Origin of the sequence: Streptomyces sp. NPDC087263 (genome assembly GCF_044744645.1) — a bacterium.
Classification (GTDB): Bacteria; Actinomycetota; Actinomycetes; order Streptomycetales; family Streptomycetaceae; genus Streptomyces.
This window is the reverse complement of the sequence record NZ_JBIUYT010000007.1, coordinates 504661-517957: the sequence shown is the minus strand read 5'-3', so window position 1 is coordinate 517957 and position 13297 is coordinate 504661. Positions and strand designations below refer to the sequence as shown.

Genomic DNA, 13297 nt, shown 5'->3' with positions numbered 1-13297 from the left:
CTAACCGCACAATACGGCTAATGCCTGAAAAGTGCGTGTCGCGCAATAAGTCCGTTCTTGTCCCGATAGTTTGCGGCAACTGCGACACAGCTGAGAGTGGGTAGGGCCGGGCATGGCTGTCGATCCGTTGATCGAGCTGCATGACGTGAACAAGTACTTCGGGGAATTGCATGTCCTTCAGGACATCAACCTCACCGTCGGCAAGGGGGAGGTGGTCGTCGTCATCGGCCCGTCGGGGTCGGGCAAATCGACACTGTGTCGGGCGATCAACCGGCTGGAGACCATCGCGTCGGGGACGATCAAACTCGATGGTCAGCCGCTCCCCGATGAGGGCAAGGCGCTCGCCCAGCTCCGCGCCGAGGTGGGCATGGTCTTCCAGTCCTTCAACCTCTTCGCCCACAAGACGGTTCTCCAGAACGTCTCACTCGCCCAGATCAAGGTCCGCGGCCGCAAGCGCCAGGAGGCCGACAAGCGCTCCCACGAACTCCTGGACCGCGTGGGGCTCGCCTCGCAGGCCCCGAAGTACCCGGCACAGCTCTCCGGCGGACAGCAGCAGCGCGTGGCCATCGCCCGCGCCCTCGCCATGGATCCGAAGGCTCTCCTCTTCGACGAGCCGACCTCGGCGCTCGACCCCGAGATGATCAACGAAGTGCTCGAGGTCATGCAGCAACTGGCGCGCGACGGTATGACGATGGTCGTCGTCACCCATGAGATGGGCTTCGCGCGCTCCGCCGCCAACCGCGTCGTCTTCATGTCCGACGGCCGTATCGTCGAGGACCGCACCCCGGAGGAGTTCTTCACCAACCCGCGCAGCGAGCGCGCCAAGGACTTCCTCTCCAAGATCCTCAAGCACTGAGCGGGGGAGCGCACCGCATGATCCGTACCTCACGTGTGTGCCGCACCCTCGCGGCGCTTACGGCACTGATCTCCACGGCCGTGGCCTGCGGCAAGGAGGGCAGCCCGCCCACCAAGGGTCCCGCCGCCGGGAAACTGCCCAACTACCAGGTGACACAAGGCTTTCAGCTCCCCTCATCGGCCACCTGGAAGCGTGCCGAGAAGCGCGGCTACTTCACCGTCGGTGCCAAGGAGGACCAGCCCTACCTGGGCGAGAAGGACCCGGCGAGCGGCGTCTACTCTGGCTTCGACATCGAGATCGCCAAGATGATGTCGGCCTCCCTCGGCCTCGCCCCACAGACGGTCCACTTCAGGACGATCGCCTCGGCGAACCGCGAAACCGCCCTGCAGAACGGCCAGATCGACTACTACGTCGGCACGTACACCATCAACGACCTGCGCAAGAAGCTCGTCGGCTTCGCCGGCCCGTACTACATGGCCGGTCAGTCGCTGCTGGTGCGCACCGACGAGAACGACATCCACGGCCCGCAGGACCTCGCGGGCAGGACCGTCTGCTCGGCGGCCGGTTCGACCCCGTACCAGCGCATCAAGGCCGACTACCCGAAGGCGAAGCTCGTCTCGTACGACACCTACTCGGTCTGCGTGGACAACCTGCTCACCTACCAGGTGGACGCCGTCACCACCGACGACGCCATCCTGATCGGCTACGCGGCGAAGGTGCCCGACGAACTCAAGGTCGTCGGCAAGCCGTTCTCCGAGGAGCCGTACGGCATCGGCGTACCGCGCGGCGACAACGCGCTGCGGCTCGCGCTCGACGACGCATTGGAGGCCCGCGAGAAGAACGGCGACTGGAAGAAGGCGTACGAGGCGACACTCGGCCTGTCCGGAGTGCCCGCGCCCACCCCGCCCAAGATCGACCGCTACCAGGGGAGTTGAGGGCGTCGTGAACGTACTGACAGACAACTTCTCCACCTTCGGCGACGGTTTCCTCGGCACCGTCGAACTCACCTTCTACGCCTCGCTGTTGGCCCTGGCCCTCGGCTTCCTGATGGCCTCCTTCCGGGTGGCGCCGGTCGGCTCGCTGCGGGCCCTCGGCACGGCCTGGGTCACGGTCCTGCGCAACACCCCGCTCACCCTGCTGTTCTTCGCGGTGCTGCTCGGCCTGCCGCGCTTCGGACTCGTGCTGCCCTTCGAGGTGTTCGCGATCCTGGCGCTCGGCTGCTACACCTCGGCCTTCATCTGCGAGGCGCTGCGGTCGGGCATCAACACGGTGCCCAAGGGGCAGGGTGAGGCGGCCCGCAGCCTCGGTATGACGTTCGGGCAGACCCTGTCCTTGGTCGTCCTGCCGCAGGCCTTCCGCTCGGTGATCCCGCCGGTCGGCTCCACGCTCATCGCGCTCGCCAAGAACTCGGCGATCGCGGGGGCCTTCAGCGTCACCGAACTGCTCGGCACCTACAAGACCCTCAGCGAACTCGGCTACGACATCGTCTGGACCTTCGTCTGGATCGCCCTCGGATACCTGATCATCACCCTCGCCATCAGCGCGGTCTTCAATGTCCTCGAAAAGCGCTGGGGAGTCGCCCGATGACCGCCACCGCCACCGAATCCACCGCCCTCTACGACATCCCGGGGCCCAAGACCCGCGGGCGGCACCGGATGTACGGGGCCTTGTCCACCACCGTGATCCTCGGGCTCATCGGCTGGCTTCTGTATCTCCTGTTCGACACCGACCAGTTCACGTACACGAAGTGGATGCCCTTCGAGTACAAGGGCATTCAGGAGCTGCTGCTGAGAGGCCTGGGCAACACGCTGAAGGCCTTCGGTCTCGCCGCCGTGCTGTCCCTCGCACTGGGCACCGTGCTCGCGACGGGCCGGCTGTCGGATCACAGGCCGGTGCGCTGGATCTCCACCCTGCTCGTCGAGTTCTTCCGCGCCATGCCCGTACTGGTGATGATCTTCTTCATCTTCGTGGCGCTCAAGGTGCAGCCGCTGCCCGCGCTGGTCACCGGTCTGACCCTCTACAACGGCTCGGTGCTCGCCGAGGTCTTCCGCTCGGGCGTCAACTCCGTCGAACGCGGCCAGCGGGAGGCGGCGTTCGCGCTCGGCATGCGTAAGTCCAAGGTGATGGCGTACGTCCTCGTGCCACAGGCCGTACGGTCCATGCTGCCCACCATCATCAGCCAGTTGGTGGTGGCCCTGAAGGACACCTCGCTGGGCTATCTGATCACCTACGAGGAGTTTCTCCACGCCGGCAAGCTCATCGCGTCGAACCTCGACTACGATTTGCCGTTCATCCCCGTGGTGATGGTGATCTCGCCGATCTACATCGGGATGTGCATGCTGCTCAGCTGGTTCGCCCAATGGGTGTCCCGGCGGGAGCAGCGCAGTCCCAAGACCGAGGCCGTGGATGTGGCACCGGCCGAACCAGGGACGCTGCTGCCGGGTGGGGGTCCCCCCACAGCCCCGAGATTGTAGGGGAGCAGCAGCTCACGGGCCCTCAACCCGCCCGGCAGCAGCCGGAGATCACTGCTTGCGCAGGGGCACGGACACATACGACGGGTCGTGCCCCGGCGAGGAGAAGGTCAGCTGCGCGCCGGACGGGTTGTGCTCGATGTAGAGCGGGTCGACCGTGTCGACGACCAGGGCGAGCCGATGCCCTGCCGGGACGTCGTAGGCCGTGGAGAACAACTCCAGGTCGACGCCGAACGGCTTTCCGGGTGTCTGCCCGTGGAAGGTGTACGGCGCGTTGCTGACCAGCTTGCCGAGGCCGAGCGGGCCCACGTCGTAGAGGTACGCGACGAGGGTTCCGCTCTCCTTGGTGCCGGTGACCGTGGTGTGCAACGTGACAGTGCCGCGCACCTGTTGGGCGCTCCCGTACCGCTCCGACTGCCAGACGGCCGCCCAGCGGCGCGGGAGCAGCGGGATCGACGCCGCCGGGGGCAGCTGGGCGAGCTGGTCGAGGATGCTGGAGAGGAAGATGACTCCGCCGTTCGCGCCCGAGTCGACGTTCGTGCTGATCGTGGTCGTGCCCGCGAGGGCGATCCTCTCCGTCGTCGCGCCGACCGACTTCCAGTTCGGGTAGCCCTCGTAGCCGCCTGTGGAGCGGGACTTGAGCTGGACCGGCTGCTCGCGGTCGATGCCGTTGTCCTCGCCCTTGAGGTAGTGGTCGAACCAGCGGTCGGTATCCGTCCACACGTCGTTGGGGAGCCCGAGGAGACCGGTCACCTCGGCGGTGGCGTGGTCGCCGGGGCGGAACTCCAGGCGCTTGGGGCCGGTCAACTGCTCGTAGAACTTGGCGTATTCATTGGGCGGAAAGATCGTGTCGCCCCAGGTGTTGGCCATCATGATGGCGGCCCCGTTGGCGTTGATCTGGTCGACGTAGGCGCCTGGGGAACGTTTCTTTCCCCAGGCGATGATCTCCGGCTCCCTGGAGAGGTCGGAGGCGAAGAAGTCCTTGAACACCTGCTGGAGTTCGGCGCTGGGACGGCCCGTGAGCGTGCCGACGCCGTCCAGCAGGGCGGCCGCCTGGACGTGCTGGGTGCGGCCCGAGTAGATCGATTCGATCAGGTCCGCCCAGCCGCTGAGCGCGGCAACCGCCTTGATCCGCGGGTCGTGCGCGGCAGCGAGCAGGCTGATGCCCGCGCCGTACGACATGCCCGCCATGCCGATCTTCCCGGCGTCGGACGGGGTGTTCGCGAGCGCCCAGTCGATCACCTTGGACACGTCGGCCATGTCCGGTGGGCCCGCCACTTCTATCTCCCCGCCGGACTGCCAGAAGCCGCGGACGTTGTAACTGACCACCACATAGCCGGAGTCCGCCAGTTTCTGGGCCTGGGCGAGGTACTCGACCTGCGGCAGGCCCCAGCTCGTGGGCAGCACGATGAGCGGGTAGCCGTGTGTACCGGCGGCGCCCGAGGGGGTGACGACGTTGGCCTTGAGGACGGTGCCGCCGTCTCCGGCGATGTCTACGAAACGGACACCCGTCGTGCTGGGGGAGGCCTGGGCGGCGGTGGCCGGGCCGAGGGTGGTGCCCGCGATCAGGGTCGCCGAGACGACGCTGGTGGCGGTCATGCGCAGAGCCTTGCGCGGGTGTCCCACGGGGTCACTCCCTACTCGTGCACGTGCAAAGTGACCCGACAGTAACCTCGGCGGATTACCGTAAGTAACCCGTCGGTAAGTTACGCGGCAGTAACGATTGTTGAAAGGTGATGAAACCTACGAGGCGCGGTGGGAGTTCCGAGCCGCGGTCGCCTCCGGCAGCGGGGCCCGTGCCGCGCGTGTCACATCCGCGACCAGCTCGACGACGTCGGGGCCGTATGCCTGGGAGTTGACGACCTTCAGGAGGAGGACGAAGGAGTCGTTGCCGTGCTTGCGGGCCAGTCGTTCGTGGTTGCGGGCCAGATAGCGGGAGGCCGCCTGGTTGGTGATCGCGCGCTGGCCGCAGAACAGGAACACCGGCCGGGCCGGGCCGGGTTGCCCGGCCGTGAGCCGTGCAAGCAGCACGTACTCGGTCACGCCCTGCTCCATGCGGTAGCGCTCACTGCCGACCTGGAACGCCAGCCGGTCCGGGACCGGTTCTGGGTCGGTGTTCACGCGGACCCCGGGCAGCATGGCCTGCATATGGGCCGCCATGCGCCGGTTCGACCCCGGGCCGCCGACGCAGAACTCCGTCCGCTCTCCGAAGCCCTGCCGGGCCGCGTCCTGGGTGATCACCTCGGCGTGCGCGCCGCAGTCCTTGATGAGCGCGGCGAGTTCCAGAAGCGCGAACACGTCGTAGCGGTGCACCGCGAGGTCGGCGCTGCCCGCGTCGCGGTTGACCACCAGCAGCGACTCGGAGTTGGCCGGCAGCCCGAAGAAGGCCTGCTTGCGGCGGAGCTTCCGCTTCCACAGATAGGTCCGTGCGAGCCAGCCGAGCGCGGCGCTGATGCCGGCGGCGAGCACGCCCAGGACGATGTTGCGCACGTCGTCAGTCATGGGCGCGCATGCTAGCGGGAATGCGCAACGGTGTTCGAGGGGGTCCTGACGTGAGCTCTGTGCTGAAGTTACGCTGCGCGGACGGTTGTCTACTGGAGGTACGGATGCGTCGCCCTGTTGCGCGGAGTCTGGCGGTTTTGGCGGTTTCGGCCGCGGTGGTGTCGGTCGGTGCGGCGGCGCCACCGTCCGCCACCGGCGGCGGGGCCGCCGCGGAGAAGGTGCCGGTCGCCGTCGGCTACGGCGGTGCGGTGGCCAGTGTCGACGCGGACGCCTCCGCCGCCGGGATCGAGGTCCTGAAGAAGGGCGGCAACGCGGTGGACGCCGCGGTCGCCACCGCGGCGGCCCTCGGTGTCACCGAGCCCTACTCGTCGGGCATCGGCGGGGGCGGCTACTTCGTCTACTACGACGCCAAGTCCGGCAAGGTGCACACCATCGACGGCCGGGAGACCGCGCCGCTGACGGCCGACTCCGGGCTGTTCCTGGAGAACGGGCAGCCGATCCCCTTCGCCGACGCCGTGACCAGCGGACTGGGCGTGGGCACGCCGGGCACGCCCGCGACCTGGCAGACCGCGCTGGACAGCTGGGGCAGCAAGCGGCTGAGCACCGTGCTCAAGCCCGCCGAGCGCCTCGCGCGCGACGGCTTCACGGTCGACGCCACCTTCCGCTCGCAGACCGAGTCCAACCAGGCCCGGTTCAAGAACTTCCCGGACACCGCCGAGCTGTTCCTTCCCGACGGCTCGCTCCCGGTGGTCGGCTCGACCTTCAAGAACCCCGATCTGGCCCGTACGTACCAGGAGTTGGGCAGGAAGGGCGTCGACGAGATCTACCACGGCGAGCTCGGCCAGGAGATCGTCGACACGGTGAACAATCCGCCGGTGGACCCGAGTTCGGGCTACAACGCCCGCCCCGGCGAGCTGTCGCTCAAGGACCTCGCGGCGTACGAGGCGAAGCAGCAGGCGCCCACGAAGACCTCGTACCGGGGTCTGAACGTCTACTCGATCGCCCCGTCCTCCTCGGGCGGCACCACGGTCGGCGAGGCGCTCAACATCCTTGAGAAGACCGACCTTTCGAAGGCGAGCGAGGCGGAGTACCTGCACCGCTACATCGAGGCGAGCCGGATCGCGTTCGCGGACCGGGGGCGCTGGGTGGGCGACCCGGCCTTCGAGGACGTACCGACGAAGGAACTGCTGTCGCAGAAGTACGCCGACTCGCGCGAGTGCCTGATCAAGGACGACGCGACACTGACGAGCCCGCTCGCGCCGGGTGACCCGCGTAATCCGGCGGCCTGCTCGACGGCCGGAACGGCGGCACCGACGACGTACGAGGGCGAGAACACCACGCACCTGACGGTGGCCGACAAGTGGGGCAACGTCGTCGCGTACACCCTGACCATCGAGCAGACCGGCGGCAGCGGCATCACGGTCCCGGGCCGCGGGTTCATCCTCAACAACGAGCTGACGGACTTCTCCTTCACCCCGGCGAGCCCGGACGTGCCCGACCCGAACCTGCCGGGCCCCGGCAAGCGGCCGCGCTCGTCGATCTCGCCGACGATCGTCCTCGACCAGCACAACAAGCCGGTCGTGGCGCTCGGTTCGCCCGGTGGCGCGACGATCATCACGACCGTGCTGCAGACCCTGACGGAGTTCGTGGACAGAGGTCTTCCGCTGGTGGACGCCATCGCGGCACCGCGCGCGAGCCAGCGCAACCAGACCACCACCGAACTCGAACCGGGCCTGTGGAACAGTCCGTTGAAGGCTCAGCTGGAGTCCGTCGGACAGGCCTTCCGGCAGAACCCCGAGATCGGCGCGGCGACGGGCGTACAGCGGCTGCCCAACGGGCAGTGGCTCGCGGCGGCGGAGACGGTACGGCGGGGCGGCGGGTCGGCGATGGTGGTGCGGCCGGCGTCGTAGCGGCGACGAGGCGGCGACGAGGCGGACGGCCTCGCCGTCCGCCTCACCGGGTGCGGTCGCCCCTGGGGCACGCCCATCTCACCGGACGTGCGCCGGTACGGGTGTCAGCGCGCCGTCAGGATGCGCGGGCCCGCGTCCGTGATCGCCACGGTGTGTTCCGCGTGGGCCGCGCGCGAGCCGTCGTTCGTGCGGAGGGTCCAGCCGTCGGGGGCCTCGTGGTAATCGTCGGTGCCGCCGCCGATGAGCATGGGCTCGATGGCGAGGGCCATGCCGTGGCGGAGCGGGAAACCGCGGCCGGGGCGGCCCTCGTTCGGGACGGACGGGTCCTCGTGCATACGGCGGCCGATGCCGTGGCCGCCGAAGCCCTGCGGGATGCCGTACCCCGCGGTGCGGCACACCGTGCCGATGGCGTGCGCGATGTCCCCGATGCGGTTGCCGACCACGGCGGCCGCGATGCCCGCGGCGAGGGCCCGCTCGGCGGTCTCGATGAGGCGTACGTCGGCGGCGCGCGGCGTTCCGACGGTGAAGCTGATCGCCGAGTCGCCCACCCAGCCGCCCAGTTCGGCGCCGAAGTCGATGGAGACCAGGTCGCCGTCGCGCAACCGGTAGCCGGTCGGGATGCCGTGCACGATCGCGTTGTTCACGGACGCGCAGATGACCGCGGGGAACGGGGTCGTCGCGAACGAGGGGCGGTAGTCGAGGAAGGGGGAGCCCGCCCCCGCGTCGCGCAGGATCTGGTGTGCGATCTCGTCCAGTTCCAGGAGCGAGACGCCCACGTCCGCGGCCTCCCGCACCGCGGTGAGGGCTCGCCCCACGACCTGGCCCGCCTCGTACATCTCGTCGATCGATGTGTCCGTCTTCAGTTCCACCATGCCAATTACTATACCGGTATTAGAATGCGGGCATGGTCCGTAACCCCCTGACCCCCGAAGAGCGTGAGCGTGGCGAGCGGCTCGGGCGGCTGCTGCGTGAAGCCCGCGGTGACCGGAGCATGGCTCAGGTCGCCGCACGCGCCGGGATCTCCGCCGAGACCCTGCGCAAGATCGAGACCGGGCGGGCGCCCACCCCCGCCTTCTTCACCGTGGCGGCGCTCGCGCGGGCGCTCGGGCTCTCCATGGACGACCTCGCGGGGGAGTGCGTGTTGGTCGTGGTGTGACCGGCGTGTCCGTCTTCGGCCCCCCGAGGGCTTCCGGATCCCCGCCGGATCACCGCAACTCCCGGTGGGATCAAAGGACTCTGCGTCCGGTCCGAAAACTAGTCGTAGCCGTTCCGTAACACGGAGGGTGTTTTCTACCGGATCAGAGCACTCCATTCTGGCGGGAGTTGTGTGATGGCTGTGGAACAACTCCCGGTTCAGGTGGGGGAGTTCGCAAGGTTTCTGAACACGCTGATGGAACGGCTCGACCAGGGTGGCGGCTGGTGCGGAGTGTTCTGGCAGCGCGACCCCGATGGAATGCGGGCCTGCCTGGGTGGGTGGGAGGTGCCGCCCTGGGACGTCGTGGAGGCACTCCTCCAGGACGTCGCGGCTGAGTACGGCGACCGCGCCGCCGCCCGGGAGACCGAGCGGGCCCGCGCCCTGCACGGTGCCTCGCTCGCCGCGTACGACGCCCGGCCGGGTGGCCGCGACGCCCTGGCCGACCGTCTCGACGTCGTTCTCCGCGAACAGCGTTATGCCGCGGAGCGTCAGGCGGAGCTGGACCGGTTGCTCCGCTCGGCCTCCTCGCAGGAGGAGGCCGACTCGATCGGCCTCGACCTCGCCTGGGCCCGCGACGACCACGAACGGGCGACCGCCCGCTGCGCGGAGACCCGCCGCCGGATGGACGAGATCGACCGGAACGCCCTGAACCCGCATTCCCGGAGCGCACCGAACCTCGGGATGTGGGAGCCCGAGAGCGGGGCGGAGCCCCCTGACGGGGCCGCTGCTCGGCAAGGCGATGGGGACCGGTCGGCCGAGGCGGGTCGCGGGGGGCTGGGGCCGGGCCGGGCGGCTCGCCGCCGCGCGCGCGTCCCGGAGCAGACGGGACCGTCGTCGCTGTCCGCGGATGGCGGGATGCCGGACGACGGGGCGGTCTCGGGGGCGCCCTTCCCGGGCCCCGCCTCGAACAACGCTGCCGGTGCGTATCCGGATGAGTACGCCGCGGAGTACGCTCCGCAAGCCCAGCGTGAAGGCGCGTACGGCGCGGACGGTTCCAGCCCCGGCGCGCACACCCAGCGCGACGGCGCGTACGCCCCGTCTGCCGGTGCGTATCCGGATGAGTACGCCCCGGAGTACGCTCCGCAAGCCCAGCGTGAAGGCGCGTACGGCGCCGACGGTTCCAGCCACGGCGCACGCCCCCAGCGCGACGGCGCGTACGCCCCCACCGCCCAGCGCGACGACGGCTCCCGCCCCGCTGCGGCGCACCGTGACGACGTACACGCCCCTGACACGCGACCCGACAGCCCCCACGCGCCCGGCGCGCAGTCCGGCACCCCCCAGCCCCCCACCGAAGACCGCACGCCCCCCACCAAGCAACGCTCCAAGCGCCGCCCCCGAGGCAGTGCCCGCTTCGCCGGAATGATGGAGCCGGAGACGGAGACGCCCCCCTCGGACGCCCCCGAGGCGGTGGCGCCCGCCGTGCCCGCCCCGGCCGGGAAAGGCGGCCATGCCCCCCGTGGAGCCCGTTTCGCCGGAGCCGCCACGGAGACGGAGACGGCGCAGCCGCGGCGGGTCCCGTTGGACGACGACGCCCGCCGGGACACCGTCGAGACCGTGGGTGCACTGGTCCGGCTCCGGAGCGAGGGCCGCAGCGGTGAGGCGCACGCCCTGCTCGTGGAGGCCGCGTACTGGCCGGCCCCCCGCTTCCCGCTGCTCGCCGCCGAACTGCACCGCGCGAGCCTCGACGCCGACTGGGCCACCCTGCTGTGGGAGGCCGCCTCGCTGCCCGCCGACCGGCTGGTCGCCGCCGCGGACGCGCTCGTCGCGGCGGGTCGCACAGCCGACGGGCAGCAGTTGCTGCGCCAGGGCGTCGCCCGCCCCGCGCCGGAGATCGGGGCCGCCGTACTGGGCCTCGCGGAAGAGGGCCGACACCGGGAGATCCGCGCGCTCCTCGGCGCGTACGTACGGATGCGCACCCCCGAGGAGACGGTCCACAGCGCGGAAGCGGACCCGCAGCGGCTGGTGCCGCTCCTTCTGGAGGCCGCGAAGGGGGTTTCCGAGGAGCGCCACCGGGATCTTGTCCACGCCCTCCGAGTCGCCGGGTTCACCAGCTGACCCGGCCCGGCGCGGGTCCCGCGCGCTCACCCACAAGAGGTGCGAAACGTGATCGACTCAGCGGGTTAACGACGATGGTCTTGGCAAGGCTGTTCAGTGGGCTTACTTTCGAGCCTCTACCGCCTTTGTCTACGGGCGTAGAAGCTCTCTGACGTCCCTGTCGAAGGAGCAGCTCATGGCCAACGTCGTACGCGCCGCTCTCGTCCAGGCCACCTGGACCGGCGACACCGCATCCATGGTCGCCAAGCACGAGGAGCACGCCCGCGAGGCGGCCCGGCAGGGCGCCAAGATCATCGGCTTCCAGGAAGTCTTCAACGCGCCCTACTTCTGCCAGGTCCAGGAGCCCGAGCACTACAGCTGGGCGGAGCCCGTGCCGGACGGCCCCACCGTCACGCGTATGCAGGAGCTCGCCCGTGAGACCGGCATGGTCATCGTCGTGCCCGTCTTCGAGGTCGAACAGTCCGGCTTCTACTTCAACACCGCGGCGGTGATCGACGCCGACGGCAGCTACCTCGGCAAGTACCGCAAGCACCACATCCCCCAGGTCAAGGGCTTCTGGGAGAAGTACTACTTCAAACCGGGGAACCTGGGCTGGCCCGTCTTCGACACCGCGGTGGGCCGCGTCGGCGTCTACATCTGCTACGACCGCCACTTCCCCGAGGGCTGGCGTCAGCTCGGTCTCAACGGCGCCCAGCTCGTCTACAACCCGTCGGCCACCTCCCGCGGCCTCTCCTCCCACCTCTGGCAGCTGGAACAGCCCGCCGCGGCCGTCGCCAACGAGTACTTCATCGCCGCGATCAACCGGGTCGGCGAAGAAGAGTACGGCGACAACGACTTCTACGGAACCTCGTACTTCGTCGACCCGCGCGGCCAGTTCGTCGGTGAGACGGCGAGCGACAAGGCCGAGGAACTCATCGTCCGCGACCTCGACTTCGACCTGATCGACGAAGTGCGCCAGCAGTGGGCGTTCTACCGCGACCGGCGTCCCGACGCCTACGAGGGGCTGGTGCAGCCGTGACCGACCTGTATGCGCGCCACAAGGCCGTGCTGCCCGACTGGCTCGCCCTCTACTACGAGGACCCGATCGAGATCACCCACGGCGAGGGCCGGCACGTCTGGGACGCCAAGGGCAACAAGTACCTCGACTTCTTCGGCGGCATCCTCACCACCATGACGGCGCACGCGCTGCCCGAGGTCACGAAGGCGGTGAGCGAGCAGGCCGGACGGATCATCCACTCCTCGACCCTCTATCTCAACCGGCCGATGGTCGAACTCGCCGAGCGGATCGCCCAGTTGTCCGGCATCCCGGACGCGCGCGTCTTCTTCACCACCTCCGGCACGGAGGCCAACGACACGGCCCTGCTGCTCGCCACCGCGTACCGCCGGAGCAACCAGATCCTGGCGATGCGCAACAGCTACCACGGCCGCTCGTTCACCACGGTCGGCATCACCGGCAACAAGGGCTGGTCGCCGACCTCGCTCTCACCGCTCCAGACGCTGTACGTCCATGGCGGCGTCCGCACCCGTGGTCCCTACGCCCATCTCAGCGACGCCGAGTTCATCGCGGCCTGCGTCGCCGACCTGGAGGACCTGCTCGGCCATGTGCGGCCGCCCGCGGCCCTGATCGCCGAGCCCGTCCAGGGCGTCGGCGGTTTCACGGCCCCGCCCGACGGTCTGTTCGCGGCCTTCCGCGAGGTCCTGCACGAGCGCGGCATCCTCTGGATCTCCGACGAGGTGCAGACCGGCTGGGGGCGTACGGGCGAGCACTTCTGGGGCTGGCAGGCGCACGCCGAGGCGGGGCCGCCGGACATGCTCACCTTCGCCAAGGGCATCGGCAACGGCATGTCCGTCGGCGGTGTCGTGGCCCGCGCCGAGATCATGAACTGCCTCGACTCCAACTCCATTTCGACCTTCGGCGGCTCGCCGGTCACCATGGCGGCAGGTCTCGCGAACCTCACGTACCTCCTCGAACACGACCTCCAGGGCAACGCCCGGCGCGTCGGCGGGCTGCTCATCGAGCGGCTACGGGCGATCACCGCGCACATGGACGGCGTACGGGAGGTCCGCGGCCGTGGGTTGATGATCGGCGTCGAGCTGGTCAAGCCCGGCACGGACGAAGCTCATCCGGAAGGCGCCGCCGCCGTGCTCGAAGCGGCCCGGGACGCAGGCCTGCTGATCGGCAAGGGCGGTGGTCACAACACCAGCGTGCTGCGGATCGCGCCGCCGCTGACCCTCACCGTCGCGGAGGCGGAGGAGGGCGCGGCGATCCTGGAGCGCGCGCTGAGGTGTATCACCCCGTAGGACCGAG

12 protein-coding genes are annotated in these 13297 nt (G+C 69.4%); 9 read left to right on the top strand and 3 right to left on the bottom strand.

What is annotated here, in order from left to right; translation table 11 throughout:
* Nucleotides 1-112: 112 nt before the first annotated feature.
* Genes ACIPC1_RS24980 through ACIPC1_RS24965 form a run of 4 tightly spaced genes read left to right on the top strand, consistent with a single transcriptional unit; the run spans nucleotide 113 to nucleotide 3330 of the window.
* The gene (locus tag ACIPC1_RS24980; RefSeq protein WP_402520491.1) at nucleotides 113-856 is read left to right on the top strand and encodes an amino acid ABC transporter ATP-binding protein; all 744 of its coding nucleotides are present in this window, start codon (nucleotides 113-115) and stop codon (nucleotides 854-856) included.
* Nucleotides 857-873: 17 nt separating this feature from the next.
* Nucleotides 874-1791: a glutamate ABC transporter substrate-binding protein gene (locus ACIPC1_RS24975; RefSeq protein WP_402520489.1), complete on the top strand. Its 918-nt coding sequence runs from the start codon at nucleotides 874-876 to the stop codon at nucleotides 1789-1791.
* A gap of 7 nt (nucleotides 1792-1798) precedes the next feature.
* Nucleotides 1799-2443 (top strand): amino acid ABC transporter permease, encoded by a 645-nt coding sequence (locus ACIPC1_RS24970; RefSeq protein WP_402520487.1) that lies wholly within the window; start codon nucleotides 1799-1801, stop codon nucleotides 2441-2443.
* Entirely contained in the window at nucleotides 2440-3330 is an 891-nt protein-coding gene (locus tag ACIPC1_RS24965) for an amino acid ABC transporter permease (RefSeq protein WP_402520485.1), read from the top strand. The genes ACIPC1_RS24970 and ACIPC1_RS24965 overlap by 4 nt, the downstream gene beginning before the upstream one ends.
* A 48-nt stretch (nucleotides 3331-3378) precedes the next feature.
* Here ACIPC1_RS24965 and ACIPC1_RS24960 read toward each other — a convergent pair whose 3' ends face one another.
* Both ACIPC1_RS24960 and ACIPC1_RS24955 read right to left on the bottom strand, forming a co-directional pair.
* Entirely contained in the window at nucleotides 3379-4953 is a 1575-nt protein-coding gene (locus tag ACIPC1_RS24960; protein ID WP_402520483.1) for a CocE/NonD family hydrolase, read from the bottom strand.
* Nucleotides 4954-5070: 117 nt separating this feature from the next.
* Nucleotides 5071-5829 (bottom strand): hypothetical protein, encoded by a 759-nt coding sequence (locus ACIPC1_RS24955; protein WP_384389007.1) that lies wholly within the window; start codon nucleotides 5827-5829, stop codon nucleotides 5071-5073.
* A 104-nt stretch (nucleotides 5830-5933) separates the two neighbouring features.
* Here ACIPC1_RS24955 and ggt point away from each other — a divergent pair, with 104 nt between their 5' ends.
* Complete coding sequence (gene ggt, locus ACIPC1_RS24950; protein ID WP_402520481.1) at nucleotides 5934-7739, top strand: gamma-glutamyltransferase; 1806 nt, start codon at nucleotides 5934-5936, stop codon at nucleotides 7737-7739.
* A gap of 104 nt (nucleotides 7740-7843) precedes the next feature.
* Here the strand turns inward: ggt and map are convergent, their stop codons facing one another.
* The gene (gene map / locus ACIPC1_RS24945) at nucleotides 7844-8611 is read right to left on the bottom strand and encodes a type I methionyl aminopeptidase (protein WP_402520479.1); all 768 of its coding nucleotides are present in this window, start codon (nucleotides 8609-8611) and stop codon (nucleotides 7844-7846) included.
* 32 nt (nucleotides 8612-8643) lie between these two features.
* On the opposite strand from map, the gene ACIPC1_RS24940 reads away from it, so the two are divergent.
* The 4 genes from ACIPC1_RS24940 (at nucleotide 8644) to ACIPC1_RS24925 (ending at nucleotide 13290) form a co-directional block, all read left to right on the top strand.
* Nucleotides 8644-8895, top strand: a complete 252-nt coding sequence (locus ACIPC1_RS24940; RefSeq protein WP_402520477.1) for a helix-turn-helix domain-containing protein — start codon at nucleotides 8644-8646, stop codon at nucleotides 8893-8895.
* Nucleotides 8896-9069: 174 nt separating this feature from the next.
* Nucleotides 9070-10989, top strand: a complete 1920-nt coding sequence (locus ACIPC1_RS24935) for a hypothetical protein (RefSeq protein ID WP_402520475.1) — start codon at nucleotides 9070-9072, stop codon at nucleotides 10987-10989.
* 175 nt (nucleotides 10990-11164) lie between these two features.
* Complete coding sequence (locus tag ACIPC1_RS24930) at nucleotides 11165-12007, top strand: nitrilase-related carbon-nitrogen hydrolase (protein ID WP_365427199.1); 843 nt, start codon at nucleotides 11165-11167, stop codon at nucleotides 12005-12007.
* The gene (locus ACIPC1_RS24925) at nucleotides 12004-13290 is read left to right on the top strand and encodes an aspartate aminotransferase family protein (RefSeq protein ID WP_402520472.1); all 1287 of its coding nucleotides are present in this window, start codon (nucleotides 12004-12006) and stop codon (nucleotides 13288-13290) included. Before ACIPC1_RS24930 ends, ACIPC1_RS24925 begins: the two co-directional genes overlap by 4 nt.
* The last annotated feature ends 7 nt before the right edge of the window (nucleotides 13291-13297 follow it).

Coding starts and splice junctions, on each gene's coding strand:
- ACIPC1_RS24965 (WP_402520485.1), top strand. CDS start 2,440: ATGACCGCCACCGCCACCGAATCCACCGCCCTCTACGACATCCCGGGG.
- ACIPC1_RS24930 (WP_365427199.1), top strand. CDS start 11,165: ATGGCCAACGTCGTACGCGCCGCTCTCGTCCAGGCCACCTGGACCGGC.
- ACIPC1_RS24975 (WP_402520489.1), top strand. CDS start 874: ATGATCCGTACCTCACGTGTGTGCCGCACCCTCGCGGCGCTTACGGCA.
- map (WP_402520479.1), bottom strand. CDS start 8,611: ATGGTGGAACTGAAGACGGACACATCGATCGACGAGATGTACGAGGCG.
- ACIPC1_RS24980 (WP_402520491.1), top strand. CDS start 113: ATGGCTGTCGATCCGTTGATCGAGCTGCATGACGTGAACAAGTACTTC.
- ggt (WP_402520481.1), top strand. CDS start 5,934: ATGCGTCGCCCTGTTGCGCGGAGTCTGGCGGTTTTGGCGGTTTCGGCC.
- ACIPC1_RS24940 (WP_402520477.1), top strand. CDS start 8,644: ATGGTCCGTAACCCCCTGACCCCCGAAGAGCGTGAGCGTGGCGAGCGG.
- ACIPC1_RS24935 (WP_402520475.1), top strand. CDS start 9,070: ATGGCTGTGGAACAACTCCCGGTTCAGGTGGGGGAGTTCGCAAGGTTT.
- ACIPC1_RS24955 (WP_384389007.1), bottom strand. CDS start 5,829: ATGACTGACGACGTGCGCAACATCGTCCTGGGCGTGCTCGCCGCCGGC.